This is a genomic window from Streptomyces sp. NWU339 (assembly GCF_003143855.1).
Lineage (GTDB): Bacteria > Actinomycetota > Actinomycetes > Streptomycetales > Streptomycetaceae > Streptomyces.
The window spans coordinates 19,291-39,678 of record NZ_QFRK01000002.1 but is presented as its reverse complement, the minus strand read 5'-3'; the positions used below and the strand labels follow the sequence as shown (position 1 = coordinate 39,678).

19 protein-coding genes and 1 pseudogene are annotated in these 20,388 nt (G+C 70.6%); 7 read left to right on the top strand and 13 right to left on the bottom strand.

What is annotated here, in order from left to right; genetic code table 11:
* Window positions 1–45: 45 nt before the first annotated feature.
* The 3 genes from DIZ27_RS03155 to DIZ27_RS03145 are packed head-to-tail and all read right to left on the bottom strand — an operon-like array spanning window position 46 to window position 1,624.
* Window positions 46–924 carry a hypothetical protein gene (locus DIZ27_RS03155; RefSeq protein ID WP_109376721.1) on the bottom strand — a complete coding sequence of 293 codons (879 nt, stop codon included), beginning with the start codon at window positions 922–924 and terminating at the stop codon, window positions 46–48.
* An 11-nt stretch (window positions 925–935) separates the two neighbouring features.
* The gene (locus DIZ27_RS03150) at window positions 936–1,415 is read right to left on the bottom strand and encodes an ATP-binding protein (RefSeq protein ID WP_109376720.1); all 480 of its coding nucleotides are present in this window, start codon (window positions 1,413–1,415) and stop codon (window positions 936–938) included.
* Window positions 1,415–1,624, bottom strand: coding sequence for a hypothetical protein (locus DIZ27_RS03145; protein ID WP_109376719.1), 210 nt, complete (start codon window positions 1,622–1,624; stop codon window positions 1,415–1,417). Before DIZ27_RS03145 ends, DIZ27_RS03150 begins: the two co-directional genes overlap by 1 nt.
* Before the next feature lie 180 nt (window positions 1,625–1,804).
* Here DIZ27_RS03145 and DIZ27_RS03140 point away from each other — a divergent pair, with 180 nt between their 5' ends.
* Together DIZ27_RS03140 and DIZ27_RS03135 are read left to right on the top strand one after the other, a co-directional pair.
* Entirely contained in the window at window positions 1,805–2,659 is an 855-nt protein-coding gene (locus DIZ27_RS03140) for a helix-turn-helix transcriptional regulator (RefSeq protein ID WP_109376718.1), read from the top strand.
* Entirely contained in the window at window positions 2,640–2,915 is a 276-nt protein-coding gene (locus DIZ27_RS03135) for a DUF397 domain-containing protein (RefSeq protein ID WP_109376717.1), read from the top strand. Before DIZ27_RS03140 ends, DIZ27_RS03135 begins: the two co-directional genes overlap by 20 nt.
* Before the next feature lie 7 nt (window positions 2,916–2,922).
* On the opposite strand, the gene DIZ27_RS03130 is transcribed toward DIZ27_RS03135, so the two are convergent.
* The 3 genes from DIZ27_RS03130 to DIZ27_RS03120 form a co-directional block, all read right to left on the bottom strand.
* Window positions 2,923–3,627 (bottom strand): hypothetical protein, encoded by a 705-nt coding sequence (locus tag DIZ27_RS03130; protein ID WP_258308209.1) that lies wholly within the window; start codon window positions 3,625–3,627, stop codon window positions 2,923–2,925.
* On the bottom strand, window positions 3,624–5,024 hold the full coding sequence (locus DIZ27_RS03125; protein ID WP_109376716.1) for an SMI1/KNR4 family protein: 1,401 nt from the start codon (window positions 5,022–5,024) through the stop codon (window positions 3,624–3,626). Before DIZ27_RS03125 ends, DIZ27_RS03130 begins: the two co-directional genes overlap by 4 nt.
* A gap of 63 nt (window positions 5,025–5,087) precedes the next feature.
* Window positions 5,088–5,291, bottom strand: coding sequence for a hypothetical protein (locus DIZ27_RS03120; protein WP_258308208.1), 204 nt, complete (start codon window positions 5,289–5,291; stop codon window positions 5,088–5,090).
* 180 nt (window positions 5,292–5,471) lie between these two features.
* Between DIZ27_RS03120 and DIZ27_RS03115 the strand changes: the two genes are divergently transcribed.
* A complete protein-coding gene (locus DIZ27_RS03115; RefSeq protein ID WP_109376714.1) occupies window positions 5,472–6,254 on the top strand; it encodes an NUDIX hydrolase in 783 nt (260 codons plus the stop codon).
* Here the strand turns inward: DIZ27_RS03115 and DIZ27_RS03110 are convergent.
* Complete coding sequence (locus DIZ27_RS03110; protein ID WP_109376713.1) at window positions 6,187–6,903, bottom strand: DinB family protein; 717 nt, start codon at window positions 6,901–6,903, stop codon at window positions 6,187–6,189. The two genes, DIZ27_RS03115 and DIZ27_RS03110, sit on opposite strands and share 68 nt — an antisense overlap.
* A gap of 193 nt (window positions 6,904–7,096) precedes the next feature.
* Window positions 7,097–7,363 carry a hypothetical protein gene (locus tag DIZ27_RS03105; protein ID WP_109376712.1) on the bottom strand — a complete coding sequence of 89 codons (267 nt, stop codon included), beginning with the start codon at window positions 7,361–7,363 and terminating at the stop codon, window positions 7,097–7,099.
* Window positions 7,364–7,401: 38 nt separating this feature from the next.
* Between DIZ27_RS03105 and DIZ27_RS03100 the strand changes: the two genes are divergently transcribed.
* The gene (locus tag DIZ27_RS03100; protein WP_109377000.1) at window positions 7,402–7,878 is read left to right on the top strand and encodes an SRPBCC family protein; all 477 of its coding nucleotides are present in this window, start codon (window positions 7,402–7,404) and stop codon (window positions 7,876–7,878) included.
* A gap of 307 nt (window positions 7,879–8,185) precedes the next feature.
* Window positions 8,186–9,676, top strand: coding sequence for an ATP-binding protein (locus DIZ27_RS03090; RefSeq protein WP_258308207.1), 1,491 nt, complete (start codon window positions 8,186–8,188; stop codon window positions 9,674–9,676).
* Between the two features lie 210 nt (window positions 9,677–9,886).
* Here the strand turns inward: DIZ27_RS03090 and DIZ27_RS03085 are convergent, their stop codons facing one another.
* On the bottom strand, window positions 9,887–11,707 hold the full coding sequence (locus DIZ27_RS03085) for a phosphoenolpyruvate carboxykinase (GTP) (RefSeq protein ID WP_109376710.1): 1,821 nt from the start codon (window positions 11,705–11,707) through the stop codon (window positions 9,887–9,889).
* A 380-nt stretch (window positions 11,708–12,087) separates the two neighbouring features.
* Here DIZ27_RS03085 and DIZ27_RS03080 point away from each other — a divergent pair, with 380 nt between their 5' ends.
* Both DIZ27_RS03080 and DIZ27_RS03075 read left to right on the top strand, forming a co-directional pair.
* Entirely contained in the window at window positions 12,088–12,801 is a 714-nt protein-coding gene (locus tag DIZ27_RS03080; RefSeq protein WP_109376709.1) for a hemolysin III family protein, read from the top strand.
* Between the two features lie 58 nt (window positions 12,802–12,859).
* Window positions 12,860–13,591 (top strand): Mut7-C RNAse domain-containing protein, encoded by a 732-nt coding sequence (locus tag DIZ27_RS03075; RefSeq protein ID WP_109376708.1) that lies wholly within the window; start codon window positions 12,860–12,862, stop codon window positions 13,589–13,591.
* Between the two features lie 51 nt (window positions 13,592–13,642).
* On the opposite strand, the pseudogene DIZ27_RS03070 reads toward DIZ27_RS03075, so the two are convergent.
* The 4 genes and pseudogenes from DIZ27_RS03070 to DIZ27_RS03055 all read right to left on the bottom strand — a co-directional run bounded on the left by DIZ27_RS03070 (window position 13,643) and on the right by DIZ27_RS03055 (window position 20,328).
* Window positions 13,643–16,089: pseudogene (locus tag DIZ27_RS03070) on the bottom strand (galactose oxidase-like domain-containing protein).
* Entirely contained in the window at window positions 16,086–17,348 is a 1,263-nt protein-coding gene (locus DIZ27_RS03065) for a glycosyltransferase (RefSeq protein WP_109376707.1), read from the bottom strand. The pseudogene DIZ27_RS03070 and the gene DIZ27_RS03065 overlap by 4 nt, the downstream one beginning before the upstream one ends.
* Window positions 17,345–19,063 (bottom strand): ArnT family glycosyltransferase, encoded by a 1,719-nt coding sequence (locus DIZ27_RS03060; protein WP_375231926.1) that lies wholly within the window; start codon window positions 19,061–19,063, stop codon window positions 17,345–17,347. Before DIZ27_RS03060 ends, DIZ27_RS03065 begins: the two co-directional genes overlap by 4 nt.
* Window positions 19,060–20,328, bottom strand: coding sequence for a glycosyltransferase (locus DIZ27_RS03055; protein WP_109376706.1), 1,269 nt, complete (start codon window positions 20,326–20,328; stop codon window positions 19,060–19,062). The genes DIZ27_RS03060 and DIZ27_RS03055 overlap by 4 nt, the downstream gene beginning before the upstream one ends.
* Window positions 20,329–20,388: the final 60 nt, after the last annotated feature.

Below are 20,388 nucleotides of genomic sequence, written 5' to 3'. Positions count from 1 at the left end.
CGCACCCGGCCGCCCACCACTCGGGTGCGGGCAGGGAACTCCGCGTCAGCGCACGTCCGCCGGAAGCTCGATCTTCCCCTGGTACGGGCCCTGGTTCGCCTCGCTGACCTTCTGCTCGAACGTGATGTCCTGGCCGTTGTACGGGATCAGAAAGCCGAAGTCGAGACGGTGGCTCTCGATCCGGTACGACGTCGCGTCCAGGACCAGGACCTCCTCCAGCCCGGAGAGCGTCAACTGCCCGTCCTCGACCGGGACGCCCGCCGCGCGGAGCTGCTCGGCCGTCGGGTCGAACTCGCGCTTGGCCTTCTTCGCCCACGCCCGGTCCTGGACGGCACTCAGCTTCTGCTCGCCGCTCACGACACGGAGCTCGACCGTGTCGCCGCCGTCCGTCTCGGTCACCTTCACCTCGCCGTCGGCAGCCTGCGCGTACATCCGGAACTCGTCGACGACCGCGATCGGGTCCTCGACCTTGTTCCGCATCTCGGGGTCGACGGGAGACACGGCCTTCCAGCCGTCCGAACCCTCCTTCAGATAACCCGCGTCACCGACGACGTAGAGCTCCTCGGTCTTCTTCGTGCCCTTGCTGCTGGTGCTGACGCCCTGCGAGTGCAGTGACGCCCGCCCTGCGGCACGCCGGAGGCTGCCCTCGTAGGTCGCCGCGCTCTTCTGGCCCTGGAGCGTCAGCCCCTCCTCGCCCGTCACGGAGAAGCTCCAGGCAGGCTCTTCGGCCATCGCCTTCTCGGCGAGGCCGAGGAAGTCCTCCGCGGTCTCGGGCGGTGCGGACGGCTCGGCCGCCGGAGACGACAGCACCGTCACGTCGGGGCTCCCTGCCCCGGCCTGCTCCTCCGCCGCCGCGCCGCACGCGGCCAGCGTGAGGGCGACCGGGAGGGCGAGCGCGGCGGTGCGTCCGGGACGAGTTCGCATGGACCTTTTCCTTACGTCACGACGGGGGGCGCGGACTGTACAACAGCGCCCGCCCCTTGATCACCCCGGCGGACAATCCCGGCATCCGGCAGCCTCTCCCCGGAGTTCCGGCTGCAACGGTGGGCCTTTTCTGGCGACCGTGCCGCCAGCTCGCACCACACGGTCTTGCTGCCGGGCCCCTGCGTCACGCCCCGCCGCAGCGCCAGCGCGTCGAGCATGGCGAGCCCCCGGCCGGACTCGTCGGCGGTGACCGCCTCGCGCAGGACGGGCAGGGCGCACGGGTCGGGGTCGGTGACCTCCAGCCGCGTACGGCCGTCGTCGCAGGACACCCGGACGGTGACGGGGACGTCCTCGCCGAGGTGCCGGATCACGTTGGTGACGAGTTCACTCGCGCAGAGCTGGACGTCGGTGCCGTAGTCGCGCAGGGCGCGGCGCACTCCGGACACGGCCGCCGGGGTGGCGAGCAGTTCCAGTGTCACGAGTGGTCGCATCACGCGTCCCCCTTGCGGAGGGCGGCGGTCAGCGCGCGGGCGGTGAGGAGGTTGCAGTTGCCGAGCGCGATCAGCGGCCGGGTGGGGTAGCGGGCCGCGAAGGTCGGGATGTCGATGCCGAGGGACGGGAGCGTGATGCCGTGCGCGGCGAGTGCGTCCCGCAGTTCCTCGACGCAGGCGTCGGCCGAGGTGGGGTGGTGGTCGTGCATGGGGGAGTTCACACCTTCCAGTGCGCTGTGTGACGAACCGCTCACACTCTGCCGCCGGATTCCGTAGCGTGACAGGGGTTCGGGCTCCCGGCCCTGAACTGCACGTATGCCCGCCAGGAGTCGGCGCGGGCCGGGGAACGCCGGGCAGCGGGCGGTAACGGCACACCAAGGACGGTGACGATGGGGCAGCGCAAGGACATCGACGGCTCGACGGGCGTTCCGACCTTCTACGGCAGCGAGTTGCGGTGGAAGCGGGAGGAGGCGGGGCTGACGCTCCAGCAGCTGGTCGAGGGCAGCTTCTACGGCCCGAGCCACCTCAGCGAGATCGAACGGGGGACGCGCCGGATGCCGGCGGAACTCGCTGAGCACGTCGACAAAGTGCTCGGCACGGACGGCTTCTTCCGGCGCCGCTGCGAGGACGTGCGCAGGGCGAAACGGCGGGGGCACGCGAGCTACTTCGAGCGGGTGCTGGATGCGGAGAAGCACGCGGAGACCATCGAGGAGTGGTGTCCGACGCTGGTGCCGGGGTTGTTGCAGACGGACGCGTACGCGCGGGCCGTGGTGCGAGCGACGCACCCACTGGCGCCGGACGAGGAGGTGGAGGAGAAGGCCACGGCCCGGCTGGCGCGCGCCCGTCTCTTCGAAGAGAACCACAAGACCCCGGTGTACTGGGCAATCCTGTCCGAGTCCGTGCTGCGCCAGCCGATCCTTTCGCCGGAGCAGGCGGCCGAACAACTGGAGCACATCGCGGCACTGGCCCTACGGCACCGGATCGTTCCCCAGATCCTTCCGTGGAACTGCGGTGCGCACCCCTTCATGCTGGGCACAGCAAAGATCATGTCCTTCCCCGATGCCCCGCCCCTGGTCTACACGGAGGCGCTGCACAGCGGGGACACCATCGACGATCCGGCCCTCGTGAAGGAGTACCGCAGGTCGTACGATCTGCTCAGGGCCGCCGCACTGCCTCCGAAGGCGTCCCTCGCCCTGATCGAGCAAGCGGCTGAGGATGACCGAAATGGCAAACCACGGAACTGACTTGAGCACGGCCGTCTGGCGCAAGAGCAGCTACAGCAACGGCAGCGGCGGCGACTGCGTAGAGGTCGCCGAGGCCTTCCCCGGCGCCGCCCGCTGGCGTAAGAGCACGTACAGCAACGGTGACGGCGGCAACTGCCTCGAAGTGTGCGGCGCCCACACCGGCGTCGTCCCCGTCCGTGACTCCAAGGTCCCCCACGGCCCGGTCCTCACCATCACGGCCCCGGCCTGGACGTCGTTCGTCACGTCCCTCAAATAGTCCGGCGTCAGTGCTGGTTCACCGGAAAGACGGCCGCAGGATCGCATCGCGCCGGGCATGCCAGCAGATAGACCTCGTTGCCGAGGAACAGGACGTAGGCGTCGTCCCGGATGCTGTAGGGCTGCACCGGGGCCCCGGGACGGACGGCGAACTCCCAGCCCTCCGGTATCTGGCAGACGAACGCCATCTCCACGCCGCACGCGCACCGGTAGTACTCGGGGTACTGCGCCCAGGACGCCGTACCACCCACCTTGAAATGCGCTCCGAACGGCCCCTCCGGGGTGTCCACGAAGGGCCGCAGGGACAGGGGCAGGGCGCGCACGGCCGGTTCGGGCTCCGCTTCCGGCACCCCCGGGTCACGCTGCAGCAGCACCCGCCAGAACGAGCCCGGGAACGGCGGCTGCGGAGCCTCCCAGAACCCGGGCACGAGGCGGCCGTCGGCCGTCACCGGGTCGGACGCGTCGTTGTGGTTCGCGCAGTGGAAGACCGACAGGTGTTCTCCGCCAAAGAACTCGACGTCGTCCGGCAGATCCAGTTGGAAGAACAGCGCCATCCGTTCGCCGCAGAAGCAGCGCGGCCACTCCTGGTCGTCGTCGAGGAAAGGCCGCCCGCCCAACGAGTCCCGCGCCGGCCGGTCCAGCGGCTCGGTACCGATCTCGACCTTGTAGGCGGGCAGCGCCGCCCCCATCTCCTCCACTCCGCCGTCGCTCACCGGGTGCCCCCGGCCGTCCGGTCGGTGTCCAGGTCGGCTTCGAGGACGGTCCGGGTGATCAGGGGCCGGTCCCAGAGGGCGAGAAGCTCGTTGGCGAGGTCCAGGATCGGAAGCGGGTGCCGTACGCCCTGCATCTCGATGGCCGCCGCCGACAGGCTCCGGGGGACGGCGCCGGCGTCGAGCAGGACGCGCCACTCCTCGGGGCCGAGGCCCAGGTACTCCAGACCGGTCAGCCCGGCGATCTCCAGGGGGTCGGCGAGCGTCCCCGGGTAGGTGCTGAGGGTTCGCAGACGGGGGAGCCCGACGACCGGGGCGAGACTGAGCGGTTCGCCCTGCCACACGCCGATGCTGAGCACTTCCAGCTCGGGGTGGGCGGCGGCCTCCACACTGTCCAGGTCCCGGATATTCACCCGGGCCACCACCGGCGGGCCGTCCGTGTCAGGGCCCTGGTACCAGCCGTCGGGGCGGTTCATCACCATGGCGGTGAGGGAGTCGGCGCGCAGTCCGGCGCCGATCTTCCGCTCGTGGTCGATCACGATGACCTGCCCGGTGTGTCCGCCCGGCCCGGGTGTCAGGTCGAGGGCGATCCGGTCGCCGCCGCCGTTGTCGCCGAAGACGATCCAGCCGGGCGAGCCGACGAGGCCCTGCACGACGGCGTCCGGCTCGGTGACGACGGCGTCCGTGGCGGCGAACTGCCAGGGGCAGGGGCGGGACCGGGCGTCCGCGATGTACAGCCCGTCCAGGGAGAACAGCTCGCAGCCGACCGCGTCGGCGACGCGCTCCGCCGCCTCGTAGTCGTCGCCCCGGTCCTGCCACCGTGCCCGGGTCACCCGGTAGAGCGCCTTGAGTTCGTCGGGCAGCGGGATGCCGAGGCGTGCTTCCGCTGCCGCGATCTCCTGCTCGGTGGCACCGATGGCGTCGGGGAGCCGCTCGCGGAGGGTGCGCTCCAGCAGTGCCGGGTCCGCCGACGGGGCCGGCGCCACGCCCGGCACCACCTCGGGCAGGCGCCGCCAGGGTTCGGGGACGGCGCCCTCGACCAGAACCAGCGCACCCACGTAGGGGCTCATGAAGCCGGGCTCCACGGCGGGGCCCGACTCGATGACGTGGAACAGGGTCCTCCCGTCCGGTGCCGTCTCCACCATGAACGAGACACCGTTCGCGCCGTCGGCCCTGATGGCGGCCTGCACACGCTCCACGGCGGTGAACTCGGCCCGCCTGTCCTCCACCTGGGCGGTCCACCCCGGCACGGAGCTCGGCCCTTGCACCGGCACGCTCCAACTGCCGAAGCTGATATAGCCCGTTATGTAATCACCCGGTGAGGCAAGCCGCTCCGTGTTGGACGCCCGCACGAGCCGCAGCAGCGGCTCCCAGGTGGTGAAGTCATGTATCGAGGACAACGGTGTTCTCCGGTCGGTCGCTTGAAACAGGGAAGCGGAAGCGGTCGGTCACGGCGGGGCGGCTCAGTCGCCCGAGTATCCGAAGATGCCCAGGTGGGCCGGCTCGGGCTGGTCACCGGTGTGGAGAAGGACGTACACGCCCGTCCACCGCATACGGCACTCGTCCAGCCGGTGCAGAGCCTCCAGCGACTTCTCGACACTGCCCTCGTACGCGGCGACGTACTCCCACCCACTGGCGCCCACGGCCGCCCGACCCCTCCCGGTCATGAATCTGGCGCGATCCTAGGGCCGGCCACTGACAGTGGGCGGCGCAACTGCTGGACGGGGCTGCGAGACGGGGGACTCGCCTGCCGGGAGGCCGATGAGTTCCTCTGTGGCGTTCAGGACGGCTCGCGCCCGGCGGTTTCCCTTCCACAACGTACCGGCCGGGCCCGATACGGTCCCGACATGGACCTCTTCGCCGCTGACCGGTTACGACTGGTCGAAGCCCTGCCACCTCAGCTGTCGCCGGAGGACCGTCGCGCCATGGACGACGCCTGGGACACGGCGGTCCGGGCCAACCCGGCCCTGTTCGACGGGCCGGTGGCCGGGTGTATGGGCCTGGAACACGACGCACGTGACGGCCTCGTCCTGACCTGGGTCCGGGCGACCTACCGCTTCTACGTCCTGCGCAAGCTGCCCGGCGCGACCGTCCGGCTGCCGTCCCTGTTCGTGGCCGTCGTGCAGCCGGTGGACGACGGGCGCCTGCTGGTGGGGCGGATGGCGTCCTGGACGACCGCGCCCGGCCGCTGGCAGTTGCCGGGCGGCTCGGTCGAGCCCCCGCCGGACGGCGCGTCCCTCGACCTGGCCGCCCTACGCCACCACGCAGCCCGGGAGCTGGCCGAGGAGACCGGTGCCGACACCCCGGCCGACGACCTCACCCCCTGGCAGGTCACCCGGGGCGCGAACGGCAGTGTCGGCGTCCTGTTCCAGGCCCCGCCCCGACCGGTGCCCTGGCTGCACGAGCGCTTCGCCGCCCTCGCGTCCACCGAACACGCCCTCGGCCGCGTCCCGGAACTGGACCGCCTCGCCCTCGTCCGCTCCCACACCGACCTGACCGGCCTCGGCGGCACGCAGGTGTCCTACCTGGAGCCGGTCCTCCGCCGCCATGGTCGGTTCCGGCTCACCGGTCGGACGGGCGGGCCCGCCACAGGTCGCGGAGTACCGCGATCTCGGCCATGTGGTGGATGAACTCGAGGTTGGCCCCCACCAGCACGGCGATGAAGGGGTGGTCGGCGTCGTTGCTGTACGGGTACCGGGAGAGGCCGACCGTGTCGAGTTGCTCGTCGGTGACGGCGCCGACGTCGGCGCGCCAGCGGTCGATCAGCTCCCAGAACCGCTCCAATGCCAGGGCGGCGGAGGGGGTGAAGTCGACCAGCAGGTTCGGCTCCCGCCGCCGCTCGCCGAAGGTCCACTCCCATTGGCCCGCGAAGCAGGAGTGCAGGTGCCCCAGCCGCCAGGCGATGGTGGTGACCGGCGATGCGTCGGGCTCCGGCGTACCGGTGTGGGTGAGGACCTGCTCGACCCGCTCGACACTCACGCTCCAGTCGTCGGCGATCCTGTCGACGGTCATGCCGCCCGCGGCCTGCCGGGCGACCTCGGCGTACTCGCTCGAGGGGATGTCGGGGGCGCCTTTGTCGAGCAGCCACTCGCCCGGTCCGAACGCCCTGGGGGTCGCCGCCTCACTCCGGCGCCGGATCGACCAGCAACCGGGCACCGGCTCCCACAGGTACTCCTCGTCACCGAGCCCCGTCAGCCGCACCTGGGCCGTCTCCCTGGCCTGGTCGAACTGGTCGAGCAGCAGCCCCAACCGGTCGGTCCGCACGCCCTCGATCTCCATGCCTGCTCCCTTGGCGGCCGCTTCTCGCACACAACGCACTGCGCTCAGGCGGAAGTTAACGAATCCCCTCACGCGGCGCGACCGATTTCCCCCGCCCCGAAGCGGCGCAGCGTCACCGGCATCACCGCCCTCGTCCAGCACACGGTCGGCCTTCGCCACCACGGGCGAAGTGGACTTCGGTGGTCAATCCTCCTCAGGATCGGCCGAGGACGGAGTCGATCCGCACCAGCCATCTGACGGTCACTGCCGTCACCTGGTCGGACGAGCGCACCACTCTGTACCGGCTGGAGGGGCAGCGCCGGTCAGGACTGTGATCGTGCCTGGTGAACCGGTCGTGCTCGATGCCGTGCGGGTGCCGGGCCTGGCCACTGTCGCGGGTGCCGGAGGTGTACGGCGCGGCTAGTGTCGAGGAACGCGCTGAGCAGTCGATGAGGCGTTCCCCGCCTGGCAGCGTGGTCATGGGCGCCGGTTCCAACGGAGAGAAGGAGCGTGGTCGGTGTGGCCCGGAACCGCCGGTTGATCCTGAGCTCGCCGTCCAGGGTCTGGGACCTGCTGTCCGACGGTCGGCGCTACGGGGAATGGGTCTCGGGAACGCAGCAGGTCACCGCCGCGGACCCGCACTGGCCGGAAGTGGGCGCCCGCCTGCAGGTCCGGGTCGGCGTCGGCCCTCTGGTCCTCGGCGACACCTGTGTCGTACGCATCTGCGAGCCGCAACGCCGTCTGGAGCTGGAGGCGAAGGCAGATCCCTTCGGTGCGGCCCGCATCGCCATGAACCTGATCCCCTGGGGCGAGAGCACTCTTTTCCTTCTCGAATGGCATCCCCTGCGGGGCCCCGGCATCCGGATGCACGGGCTCCCCGTGGACTACCTCGTCTCGATCCGCAACGGCATGATGCTGACGAAGCTGGCCCGCATCGCGGTGCGTGAGCGTCGCGACAGCGCCGACGGCGCTCTGCAGAGCACCCGGAGCGGATGAGGAGCTGTACACCGCATCGTGAAGTCGTCGGCCTCCGTCCGGATCTCGACCTCTCCCGCATCGCCGGAGACTTTGAGGCTCCAGAAGGATGCGCCCCGCTCCATGGTCACGACGGAGAAACCGGGCTCGACCGCGACGATGAGGCACCCCCCTCTTCACCCCGGCTGGATCCCGCTGCCCCGCCCGCAGGCGGCGGCCTTCGTGCGCCTGATGGAGTAACCCGGGCCGGTTCGTCTCGTTTTTAGAGGTGTACTTCTAAGAGGTATGCCTCTAAGAGAGGTACGCCTCCAGGGCCAGGGAGGGCCGAATGACCCGGACCCCAGCACGCAGCCTGCCGAGACCGCCGGACATGTTCGACCGCGAGTGGGAGTGGAGCGAGCTGACCGCCTTCGCGACCGGTGAGGGCGCAGGGCCCCGGCTCGGCGTGGTGTCGGGCCGTCGCCGACAGGGGAAGAGCTTCCTGCTGCAGGCGCTGGCCGATGCCACCGAAGGCTTCTACTACGCCGCGGTCGAGGCGTCGGCCGCCGAGTCGCTGCACCTGCTGGGCGAAGCGGTCGCGCGCTTCACCGGGACCGCCGTCCCCCCTCGGCCGGCGAACTGGGACGAGGCGCTGGAGATGCTCTTCGGGTTGGCGAAGGAGCGGCCGCTGCCGGTGGTGATCGACGAGTTCCCGTACCTGGTGCGGAACGCCCCCGCCCTCCCGTCCCAGTTGCAGGCAGCCATCGGCGTACGTTCCGAGCGCCACCGCAAGGAGCGTCCCCGGATCCTGCTGTGCGGCAGCGCGATGTCGTTCATGGGCGGCCTGCTCTCCGGTGCCTCCCCGCTCTACGGCCGTGCCGGTCTCGACCTCGTGGTGCATTCGCTCGGCTTCCGGGAGGCCGCCGAGTTCTGGGGCATCGACGATCCCCGGCTGGCGGTCCTCGTCCACGCGATCGTCGGCGGGACCCCCGCGTACCGGCGGGAGTTCGTCGATGACGACGTACCGGACGGTCCCGACGACTTCGACGCCTGGGTCTGTCGGACCGTGCTCAACCCGGCGCGCCCGATCCACGGCGAGGCGCCGTACCTGCTCGCCGCCGAACCGGACCTGCGCGACCGGTCGCTGTACCACTCGGTCCTGGCCGCGGTGGCGGGCGGCAACCGCACCAGTGGCGGCATCGCGAGCGCGGTGGGCCGCAAGGCCACGGACATCTCGCTGCCCCTGACCGTGCTGCGGAACTGCGGTCTGCTGACCGCCGAGCCCGACGCCTTCCGCGGCAACCGCACCACGTACCACGTCGCAGAGCCGCTGATCAGTTTTCACCACGCGGTGGTACGGCCCGAGACGGCTCTCCTCAGCCGTCGACGAGGAGCCGCCAAGGTCTGGGAGCACAGCCGGTCCACGTTTCTCAGCAAGGTCGTGGGCCCGCACTTCGAGCGGCTGTGCCGCGAGTGGGTCGAGTGGCACGCGGACCCCGAGACGTTCGGGGGCATGCCGATCCAGGTCGCCTCGGGAACCGTCGCCGACCCGGTGAGCCGCACCAGCCTCGAGGCCGATGTCGTGGTGCACGGTGCGATCGGCCAGGACCAGGGCATCCTGCTGTCCGTGGGCGAGGCGAAATGGCACAAGGTCATGCACCTCGGGCACCTCCGGCGCCTGCGCCGCATCCTGGAGTTGCTCACCGCACGGGGCGTGGACACCCGCCATGCCAAACCCGCCTGCTACAGCGGGGCGGGCTTCGCCCCCGAACTGCGGGCGGCCGCCGACCGGGGCGAGGTGCTGCTCGTGGACCTGGAGCGGCTGTACCGGGGGTCGTAGTCGGCTGGCGGTGCCGACCGGCCGGGTGGTGGCATGGGCGAAGGCCTGTCGTCGCCCTGTTCCGCCGGGGCGGGCGGGAGGGTGACGACAGGCCCAGGGCCCCGCACGCCGTTGTGCGGAGCCTCGCCTGTCCGTCCCGCGGCCGGTCGTGACGATCGCTGGTCAGGGCATCCCATCCCAACCGGCCGCGGAGTCTGTGTGCCGGGCGGCTCAGCCCAGGCGCTGCACCAGGGCGCGGTACTGGTCCCACAGCTCGGTGGGCGTGTGGTCGCCGAAGGTGTTGAAGTGCTCGGGGACGAGCGCGGCCTCCTCGCGCCACACCTCCTTGTCGACGCTGAGCAGGAAGTCCAGGTCGGCGTCGGCCAGTTCGAGGCCGTCCGTGTCGAGGGCCGCCTTGGTCGGCAGGACGCCGATCGGGGTCTCGACGCCGTCCGCCTTGCCCTCCAGGCGCTCCACGATCCACTTCAGGACGCGGCTGTTCTCGCCGAAGCCGGGCCAGACGAACTTGCCCTCGTCGTTCTTGCGGAACCAGTTGACGTAGTAGATCTTCGGCAGCTTGGACTGGTCCTTGTCCTTGGCGACGTCGACCCAGTGGCCCATGTAGTCGCCCATGTTGTAGCCGCAGAACGGCAGCATGGCGAACGGGTCGCGGCGCAGCTCGCCGACCTTGCCCTCGGCTGCGGCGGTCTTCTCGGAGGCCACGTTGGCGCCGAGGAAGACGCCGTGGTTCCAGTCGAAGGACTCCGTGACCAGCGGTACGGCGGTGGCGCGGCGCCCGCCGAAGAGGATCGCGGAGATCGGCACGCCCTTGGGGTCCTCCCACTCGGGCGCGATGATCGGGCACTGCGCGGCGGGCGTGGTGAAGCGGGCGTTGGGGTGGGCGGCGGGCGTGCCGGACTCGGGGGTCCAGTCATTGCCCTTCCAGTCGGTGAGGTGGGCCGGGGTCTCCTCGGTCATGCCCTCCCACCACACGTCGCCGTCGTCGGTGAGGGCGACGTTGGTGAAGACGGAGTTGCCCCACAGGGTCTTCATCGCGTTGGCGTTGGTGTGCTCGCCGGTGCCGGGCGCGACGCCGAAGAAGCCGGCCTCGGGGTTGATGGCGTAGAGGCGGCCGTCCTCACCGAACCGCATCCAGGCGATGTCGTCGCCGATCGTCTCGACGGTCCAGCCGGAGATCGTGGGCTCCAGCATGGCGAGGTTGGTCTTGCCGCAGGCGCTCGGGAAGGCGGCGGCCACGTACTTCGACTCACCCTGCGGCGGGGTCAGCTTGAGGATCAGCATGTGCTCGGCGAGCCAGCCCTCGTCGCGGGCCATGACGGAGGCGATGCGCAGGGCGTAGCACTTCTTGCCGAGCAGGGCGTTGCCGCCGTAGCCGGAGCCGTAGGACCAGATCTCGCGGTCCTCGGGGAAGTGCGAGATGTACTTGGTCTGGTTGCAGGGCCAGGGGACGTCCTCCTGGCCGGGTTCCAGGGGGGCGCCGACCGAGTGCACGGCCTTGACGAAGAAGCCGTCGTCGCCGAGCTCGTCCAGGACGGGCTGCCCCATGCGGGTCATGGTGCGCATGGAGACGGCGACGTACGCGGAGTCGGTGATCTCGACGCCGATCGCGGACAGCGGCGAGCCGAGGGGGCCCATGCAGAAGGGCACGACGTACATCGTGCGGCCCTTCATGGAGCCGCGGAAGACGCCCTTCTCACCGGTGAAGATCTCCCGCATCTCGCCGGGGGCCTTCCAGTGGTTGGTGGGGCCGGCGTCCTCCTCCTTCTCGGAGCAGATGAAGGTGCGGTCCTCGACGCGGGCGACGTCGCTGGGGTCGGAGGCGGCGTAGTAGGAGTTGGGGCGCTTGATCGGGTCGAGCTTGCGGAACGTGCCCTTGGCGACGAGCTCCTCGCTCAGCCGCTCGTACTCAGCCTCGGAACCGTCGCACCAGACCACACGGTCCGGCTGGGTCAGCTCTGCGATCTCGTTGACCCAGGAAATCAGTCCCTGGTGGTCGGTGGGGACGGTGGGAGCCGCGATGTCGCGCGCCACGATTGCTCCTAAGTGAGGGTTTTCGGTTGAGAGGCCCCGTGGGGGCTGCGGCCCGGATGCTTCACGGTGGGTGTTCGGCGCTCATCCGGTGCCGACCGCACTCATTTGATCCTCTGATGCGAGTGCCCATCTGTCCAGAGGGATGCACAGGTGAGCAAAGTGACGCTGACCACGCTCTCCGGGGGCCCGCGCACGTACGCTGGGACCCTTTACGCTCACGTTGCGTGCGCATGACGTGCGACAGGCCGCCCCTTTGCGGGTTCTTTGCGGGCCCTTTGCGCGACCGGTCACTCCCGTGCGGCGTGAGAGGATGACCACCACGTCACGGCCAAGCAGGCGCACCGCTCCGCAACTTACGGTTCCGTAGGTACGATGCGGTCATGACAGCGTTCGCCTCCGACGCACCCGCGGACCCGCAGGCCGAAGGCCGCGGTCCGGTAGAGACCTCCCTCCCGCACCCGGTCAAACCCAAACTGCGCGGCTGGCTGCACCTGGGCATGTTCCCCGCCGCCCTGATCGCCGGGCTGGTGCTCGTCGCCCTCGCCGACTCGACCCGGGGCCGCGTCGCCTGCGCGGTCTTCGCGCTGACGGCCTGCCTGCTGTTCGGCGTGAGCGCCCTGTACCACCGGGGCGACTGGAGTCCGCGCATGGACGGCGTGCTCCGCCGCCTCGACCACGCCAACATCTTCCTGATCATCGCCGGCACCTACACCCCGCTCACCCTGCTGCTCCTGCCGGAGGCCAAGGGCCAGTGGCTGCTGTGGAGCATCTGGGCGGCCGCCCTCGCCGGGATCGCCTTCCGGGTGTTCTGGGTGGGCGCCCCGCGCTGGCTCTACACCCCGTGCTACATCGCGATGGGCTGGGTCGCCGTCTTCTACCTCCCCGACTTCATGCGCACCGGCGGCATCGCCGTCCTGGTCCTGGTGATCGTGGGCGGGGTGCTCTACAGCGCGGGCGGAGTGGTCTACGGCATCCAGAAGCCCAACCCGTCACCGCGCTGGTTCGGCTTCCACGAGGTCTTCCACTCCTTCACCCTGGCCGCCTTCATCGCCCACTACGTGGGCATCTCCCTCGTGGCCTACCAGCACGGATGAGCCGGGAACACCCGGAAAAACCCGGGGCCGCGCACCGCGCTCATGACATCCTGAGCAGGTGAACGGTCCCGAGATCCACGTCGAGTTCGCCCCCGAACTGCTCGTCTTCGTGCCCCGGGCACGCCCCACCGGCGCCACGAAGGCCGCCATCGACGGCGTCTCCACCCTCGGTCACGTCGTCGAGTCGCTCGGCGTCCCGCTGACCGAGGTCGGCACGCTGCTCGTGGACGGCCGCGAGGTGCCCGTCTCGCACACCCCGGCCGCCGGCGAGTCGGTGACCGTCCGCTCCGTCGCGCTCCCCCAGCGGGTGCCCGGCGCCCCGCTGCGTTTCCTGCTCGACGTGCACCTCGGCACGCTGGCCCGCCGGCTGCGACTGCTGGGCGTGGACACCGCGTACGAGGCGACGGACATCGGCGACCCGGCACTGGCCGCCCGCTCGGCGGCCGAACAGCGGGTGATGCTCAGCCGCGACCGCGGCCTGCTGCGCCGCCGGGAACTGTGGGCCGGCGCGTTCGTCTACAGCACCGGGCCCGAGGAGCAACTCCCCTACGTACTGGACCGCTTCCAGCCCGAACTGCGCCCCTGGACCCGCTGCACCGCCTGCAACGGCCTGCTGGGCCCCGCCACCAAGGACGAGGTCGCCGACCAGCTGAAGAGCGGCACGCACCGCTCGTACGAGGTGTTCGCCCGGTGCGCCGACTGCGGCCGCGCCTACTGGCGGGGCGCCCACCACGACCAGCTGGAGGCGATCGTGGAGCGCGCGCTGAGCCGGGTCGCCCAGGAGCGTTGAACGCCCCTCGGCGACCCGGCTCTTCCACCGGTCGGGCCGGGCGGCCCGTGTTCAGCCGCGCCGGACGTCGCCCTTGCCGCAGGCCACGCCGTCGCGGTTCTCGTCCAGCCGCAGCGGGTCGTCCTTGCCGTTGACCTCGAGCCTGCCGTAGTCGTTCTGCTCCAACCAGGCGCAGCGGGCGGCGGTCGTCGCCTCGACCTCGGCCGGGAAGGCGGTCGGTACGCAGACGTTGGCCGAGCCGTAGTGCCGGTCGCAGCCCGAGACGGTCGGCGGGACCGGCTCCGAGGCGCGCTTCCTCCCGGGCCCGGTGACCTTGCCCTCCGGGGCCCCGGCGAAGTCGTGCACATGGGCGCCGGCGTCCTTGGCGGTCAGCGCCGCCGGGCCCTGGAGGTGGACCCACTCGGCGACCGAGGGCACGCCATTGGCGTCCACCGCGAACAGCATGTACCAGCCGGGCGGCGCCAGGTCGGGATTGCTCGTCACGTTCAGGTCGACGGTGGTCCCGTCGTCCCCGCCGACGGACAGGGGCAGGTCCACGAACCGCTGGTTCGGGTCGGAGGAGTGGGTGACGGCCGCCGGGCGGATCAGCTCGGCCTTGGCGATGGGCCGGTCGACGGTGATCCGCTGGGTGTCGCCATAGGTCCACTCGCTGTCGATCAGCGAGGTGATCACCGGCCGCTCGCCCTTGAACAGGTAGGGCGGGCTGTAGACCGACACGTTGTGGTTCCAGTTGCCGTTGCCCGGGTCGTCGCCCGTGGTCATGACCCGGCCGTCGGGCAGCAGGAACGCCGAGGAGTGGTAGCCGCGCGCCTGGGGGTCGACGGCCACCGGGTCGAAGGTCTCCGACGCCGGGTCGAAGATCGACGTCTCGAAGACCGGGTCGGCCCGGTTGTGCAGCGCGCCGCCGGTCTCCAGCACCTTGCCGTCGGGCAGCAGGACCGCGGAGACGTACATCTTGCCCTGGTCACCGGTCTGCGGCACCGGACCGTCACCGCGGTCGACCGTGCCCTGGGGGATCGGCGGCCCGGCGACGTAGGAGGGGTTCGCCTCCTTTCCTTGAGGTCGATGATGTCGGTCAGCCGGTTCGCGTCCGGGTTGGAGTCGATGTTGCCGCCGCCCAGGGTGAGCACCTTCTGGTCCTGCGCCGGGGGCAGCAGCACACTCGCCGACTGGTCCCGCTCGTCCTTGTTCTGCAGGCCCGGGACCTCGGTGATCGTGTTGGCGTCGTAGTCGTAGATCGCGGAGCCGGTGCCCGGGATGTTGTTGCCGAAGACATGGCTGCCCGAGTAGAACAGGCGCCCGTCCTGCATCAGGATCATCGACGGGTACAGGCCCCAGTACGACCAGGTCTGGTTGACCCGGTTCGTCGGCAGCCACCGCTGCTCGGCGTCGGACCAGCGCTCGGCGGTGACCGAACCGGTGGAGTCCTCGCGCAGACCGCCGAAGCTGACCACGTCACCGTTGCCGAGGATCGTCGCCGACGGGTACCAGTGGCCGTCGTTCATGTCGTTGGTCCTGGTGTAGGTCTCGGTCTCCGGGTCGAAGACGTACGAGTCCTTGTAGCCCTGGTAGCCGAGCGCGCCGTCGGCGGACGGGTAGCCCTTGTTGCCGCTCATCACCAGCACCCGGCCGTCCTGGAGCTGCACGTGTCCGGCACAGAACATGTCGTCCGGCGTGGGGATGACCTCGTACGTGCCGTCCTCGGGGTCGTAGACGGCGCTGGTGAAGGTGCCGGCCTCGAACAGCTCCTCGCTGTTGCCGGAGCCCGCGATCAGCAGCACCTTGCCGTTGTGCAGCACCACGGAGTGCATCGAGCGGACCGGGGTCTGCGTGGGCAGCACCTCCCACGTGCCGTCGGCGCACTCCCGGGCCGTGCCGGTGCAGCCCGGTTCCGGGACCGGGTCGGTGACCTGCTCCATCGTGTAGTCGTCGGTGGTGGCCGCACCGGTGCCGTAGACGGAGACGCCCCAGGAGATGCGGTCGGTGCCGTCCGGGACCTGTGGGGTGCGCACGGTGGCCTCGGTCCAGACGGACGGCTGCATGTCCAGCGTCTTCAGGTCCGTCCAGTACTGCCAGCCGGCCGTCTCGTCGTGCCGGAACAGGGTGAGGGACGCGTCCGGGGTCGTCGTCTTGTACCAGAGGCCCAGGTCGTACTGCTTTCCCGGCGTCACGACCGGCGCGCACTCGGCGGACTCGGTGATCAGCGCCTTGCGGTCGCCCTCGGTGCGGCGGGTCAGCTCGACCTTCATCGCCCTGTCGCCGGAGTGGGCGTCGGAGGTGGTGGTGAAGGAGAAGTCGTTGTCGCCCCAGCCGGACTTCTCCCAGCAGTGCGGCATGTCGTCCGCGCCGGCGGTCTCGAACCCGGGGTTCGTGATCAGGTTGGCGGCCGAGGCGGGCTGCGGGGCGGTGAGGAGAAGACCGGTGGTCAGTGCGCCGACGGCCAGCAGGGCGGTACGGCGTCCGGATCGCGCAGGTGTTCTCGTACGGTGCGTTCTCATACGGTGCTCCTTGCGGTGCGGCTCTCGTCGGTGCGGCTCTCTTCGGTACGGCTCTCTTCCTGATGGCGCCTTGTGGTGCGGCTCTTCGCGGTGCGTCTCTTCCGGGGCAGGTACACCAGCGCCTCGGTGGCGGCGAAGCGCAGGACGAAGGTGGTGACGAGGGCCAGCGCGGTGGCCGGCAGGACGGCCATCCCGAACAGGCCGACCAGGAGTGCGATCAGCGGCAGCCGCAGCAGCAGATCGGCGTTGGCCAGCAGCGCGAACCGTGCCGTGCGGTCGGCCCAGTGGCGGTGCCGCCGCCGCTCGCGGAACAGCAGTGTCTCGATCAGCAGGAAGTTCCAGGCCACGCCGAACTGGTTGGCGACGATCTCGGCCGGCAGATAGTGCAGGCCCGCCCCGGTCAGCGCCCACAGCGCCAGCAGGTTGGGCACGAAGCCGGTCAGCCCGATCAGCCCGAAGGCGATCATGCGGGCCGACGAGGACTCCATGCGCAGCCCGGCGAGGTGCCGCAGGAAGCGCAGCCCTTCCCTGGCGGTCGACTTGGACGTGCCGGCGAACCGGTCCTGGAAGACGAACGGCACCTCGCCGACCGTGCGGGGGCGGCTGCGGACGGCCAGTTCGAGGAGGATCTTGTAGCCGAGGGGCTTGAGGACGTCGGCCGTGACGGCGCCGCGGCGGACGGCGAAGAAGCCGCTCATCGGGTCGCTGATGCCGCGCAGCCGCCGCGGGAACAGGGACTTGGTCAGCCAGGTCGCCCCGCGCGAGACGGCCACCCGGTGGCTTCCGGCCAGCCCGGCTCGGCTGCCTCCCTCGATGTACCGGGAGGCGACGACCAGTTGGGCCTGCTCCCGCTCCCCCGTCGCCACCAGCTCCGGCACCAGGGAGGGCGGGTGCTGGCAGTCGCCGTCCATGACGACGACCCAGTCCGAGGAGGCCGCTCGGATGCCCTCCACCACGGCACCGCCGAGGCCGCCCACCGCCTCCTCCCGGTGCAGCACGGTCACCGGGAAGGAGCAGTCGCGGGCCGCCTCGCGGACGACGTCAGGGGTGTCGTCGGTGGAGTCGTCCACGAAGAGGACCTCGCAGGGCAGCCGGGCCGGCACCGACTCGGTGATCAACCGCAGCAACTGCCGTACGTTCGCCGACTCGTTGAACGTCGGTACGACGATCGTGACCGCGCCGGGCTCCGGCACGCTCGCGGCGGCCGGGGCGACGGCGGGGGCCTCCAGCTCGCCGGGGACCGTGGAATCATGGCTCATCGGGTTCCTCCGGTGGTGTCGACCTGGCGGATCTCGATACGGTCCGCGCCCGTGCCGAACACGGCGACCGGCTCCGAGTGCTCGATGGCCGCCTTGACGTTGGGCAGGTCCACCGCGTCGCGCCGTACGGTCGGCGAGGCGACCACGTAGTCGATGTCCCGCCAACCTCGCGGCATCGTCTTCGTCACCGCCGGGTCCAGGTCGGCCTTGTAGAACCAGATGACACCGAGCCCCGGCCGGTACCCGGCGTGCACCAGGTCCAGCCACATCGCGTCGTCCACCAGCACCCGGGTGCCGCCCGGGTCGGCCACCTCGGTGGCCATCCAGTGCGACGCGGCCTCGTAGGGGGCGTTGGCGTCGGCGGTGACGGCGGTACGGGCACCGTCGTACCACCGGGGCACGACGTGGGCGCAGGCGGCGAGGGCGAGGGCGACGGCAAGCGCGTACCGGGCGTACCCGACGGACCGGCGCTCGGTGGCGGACCGCCATCGGCGCAGCACGGCGTGGGCGACGCTCGCGGTGCCGCCGGCGAGGACGAGCGCGAGGAACGGCAGCGCCTGGATCACGTACATGGCGGGCAGATAGCCGCTCGGGCGCAGGGCGAGCGCGGCGAGGATCGCCACGGTGAGCGCCGGTCCGGCGAGCGCGCGAGCGGTGACCGACCAGCGCCAGGTGGCGAGCAGCAGCAGTGCGCCGGCCAGGCCGCCCAGCGGCAGCACCCGGTCGTAGTACAGCCAGGACTGCAGGACGTCCCACGAGCCGGAGCCCTGGTCGAGGATGAATCCCGAACCGGGTCTGGTCAGCTGGTACTGGACGCCCTCCCACAGGGAGACGTGCCCGCCGCCCGGCAACAGCTCGCCCTTGAGCAGGGCGAACAGCGGATAGGAGAACCCGATCAGCGCGCAGGCCGTGACGGCGCCGGTCAGCGCGAACTTGCGGGTGTCCCGGTGGCTGTGCCGCCACGCGGTGACGAACAGGGCGGGCAGGACGACGAGCATCGTCTCCTTGGTGAGCACCGCCGTGGCGGCGGCGATCCCGGCACCGAAGTGGTGCCAGAGGTGACGGCTCGGGGAGGCGGCGAGGGTGAACGCGAGCAGCGTCCACATCACCGCGAGGTTGTCGAGGAAGATCTCGCGCTGGAGCACCACCGACAGCGGGGACAGCCCGAACAGGACCATGCCGAGACCGGCCGCCCAGCGAGGCAGCGCGAACCGCCGTCCGAGGAGGTAGACGAGGACCGCGCTGACACCGCTGACCAGCAGCATCACGGCGCGCATGGTGCCGACGGTCATCGACTCGGGGCTGATCATCGCGGGGATCCAGGTCAGCACGGCGAGCTGGATCCAGCCGAGGGGCGGGTGGTCGTACCAGTAGGTGTAGTGGGCGAGGCCCCTGCCCTCCTGGACGGCCCAGGCCTGGGCGAGATAGGTGCCCTCGTCGTCGCTGAGGGTCGGGTAGGAGCCGATGTTCCAGCACTGGACGACGAGGATCGCCACCAGGAGGACACCGCACAGGAGGAGGTCGGAGCGGGAGGAGCGCAGACGGCTCAGCGGTCCCGTCCGCCGGCGGGTGCGGGTGGGTCCGGCCCCGGGATCAGGGCCGCGCCGGGCGGGGCCCTTCGGGGTCGTCCCGGTGGTCTCGGTGGTCTCGGCGGTCCGGCTTCGGGCAGCGGCCATCGCTTCCGCGGCGTTCGCCGCGGGGAGGGTGGAGGTCACGCGAGAACGTCCTCTCGGGTCACGTCGTCCGTGGCGAGGTGCGCGCCGACATGCGTGGTCAACTCCCAGTCGTTGCGACCGCGTTGCTCACGCCAGACGGCACGGATCGCGGCGCCGGCGAGGAGCACCTGGTAGAAGGGGCCGCCGGCGACGAGCTTGAGATAGTGCACGAAGCGGACCCGGAGCCCGTACTGCTTGCCGAAGTCGTGCAGCCCGACCACCTCGAACACGAAGGTGACCAGGGCGGTGACGGCCGGCAGGAAGGTGACGAAGGCGATGCCGACGGGCACGTCGAGGAACAGCGCGATCGCCACGTTCAGCGGGATGATCATTCCGGTGAACGCCTGCAGGAACGGCGTCATCAGGGTGTAGCGGGCCAGCAGCCGCTGCCCGAACGTGGACAGTTGCTTCCAGTCCTTCTTCCGGTACACCTGGAGGAAGCCCTGGTTCCAGCGGGTGCGCTGTTTCAGCAGTGACATCAGTGAGCCGGGGGTCTCCTCCCGGGTCACCATGTCGGAGTCGTACGCGACGACGACCCGCTTGCCCGCGCTGGAGAGCCGGACACCGAGGTCGCAGTCCTCGGCGAGGCAGTCGGGGTCCCAGCCGTCCGCAGCCCGCAGCACGTCGGTGCGGACGAAGACGGTGTTGCCACCCAGCGGAATGAAACCTTTCTGCGCGTGCAGATGGAGCCGCGAGCGGAACCAGAAGAAGTACTCGAGGCAGTTGCGCAGGCTGTACCAGCTGGAGTGGAAGTTGATCAGCTGCACCCCGCCCTGGACGACGTCCGCGCCCGTGGAGCGGAAGGCGTGGTCGACATGGGCGAGCAGCTCCGGGTGGACCTGGTCCTCGGCGTCGAACACCCCGACGACATCGCCGCGGCAGTGCGGCAGCGCCGTGTTCATGGCCTTCGGCTTGTTCTTCTTCTCGTGCGTGTCGACGACGACCCGGACGCGTGGGTCGCGGTCGGCCGCCGCCTCGGCGACCGCGGCGGTCTCCGGGTCGTCGTGGCCGACGATCACGATGATCTCGAAGTCGGTGTGGCTCGATTCCAGCAGCCGCTGGATGGTGTGGTCGAGCACCGCCTGCTCGTGCCGGGCGGGTAACAGCAGCGAGAAGGACCGGTGCTCTCCGCCGTCCGGACTGCTGAACCGGGTGGAGGCCAGCACTTCCGGCGTGCGCCAGGCATGCATCTGCCACCACAGAGTGAACGCGGCCATCCAGAACAAGGCCAGCGAAACGACAGAGATGAACACAGACGTGAGCAAGAAGATCCCCCCAGATCCCGTATCCCCCGACGCGTGACGGCGCGCATCGCTGACATGGCG

What these genes read in the sequence shown, in the direction of transcription:
- DIZ27_RS03155 (WP_109376721.1), bottom strand. Translation starts at nt 924, where the DNA reads ATGCGAACTCGTCCCGGACGCACCGCCGCGCTCGCCCTCCCGGTCGCC.
- DIZ27_RS03150 (WP_109376720.1), bottom strand. Translation starts at nt 1,415, where the DNA reads ATGCGACCACTCGTGACACTGGAACTGCTCGCCACCCCGGCGGCCGTG.
- DIZ27_RS03145 (WP_109376719.1), bottom strand. Translation starts at nt 1,624, where the DNA reads ATGCACGACCACCACCCCACCTCGGCCGACGCCTGCGTCGAGGAACTG.
- DIZ27_RS03140 (WP_109376718.1), top strand. Translation starts at nt 1,805, where the DNA reads ATGGGGCAGCGCAAGGACATCGACGGCTCGACGGGCGTTCCGACCTTC.
- DIZ27_RS03135 (WP_109376717.1), top strand. Translation starts at nt 2,640, where the DNA reads ATGGCAAACCACGGAACTGACTTGAGCACGGCCGTCTGGCGCAAGAGC.
- DIZ27_RS03120 (WP_258308208.1), bottom strand. Translation starts at nt 5,291, where the DNA reads ATGACCGGGAGGGGTCGGGCGGCCGTGGGCGCCAGTGGGTGGGAGTAC.
- DIZ27_RS03115 (WP_109376714.1), top strand. Translation starts at nt 5,472, where the DNA reads ATGGACCTCTTCGCCGCTGACCGGTTACGACTGGTCGAAGCCCTGCCA.
- DIZ27_RS03110 (WP_109376713.1), bottom strand. Translation starts at nt 6,903, where the DNA reads ATGGAGATCGAGGGCGTGCGGACCGACCGGTTGGGGCTGCTGCTCGAC.
- DIZ27_RS03105 (WP_109376712.1), bottom strand. Translation starts at nt 7,363, where the DNA reads ATGACCACGCTGCCAGGCGGGGAACGCCTCATCGACTGCTCAGCGCGT.
- DIZ27_RS03090 (WP_258308207.1), top strand. Translation starts at nt 8,186, where the DNA reads ATGACCCGGACCCCAGCACGCAGCCTGCCGAGACCGCCGGACATGTTC.
- DIZ27_RS03080 (WP_109376709.1), top strand. Translation starts at nt 12,088, where the DNA reads ATGACAGCGTTCGCCTCCGACGCACCCGCGGACCCGCAGGCCGAAGGC.
- DIZ27_RS03065 (WP_109376707.1), bottom strand. Translation starts at nt 17,348, where the DNA reads ATGAGCCATGATTCCACGGTCCCCGGCGAGCTGGAGGCCCCCGCCGTC.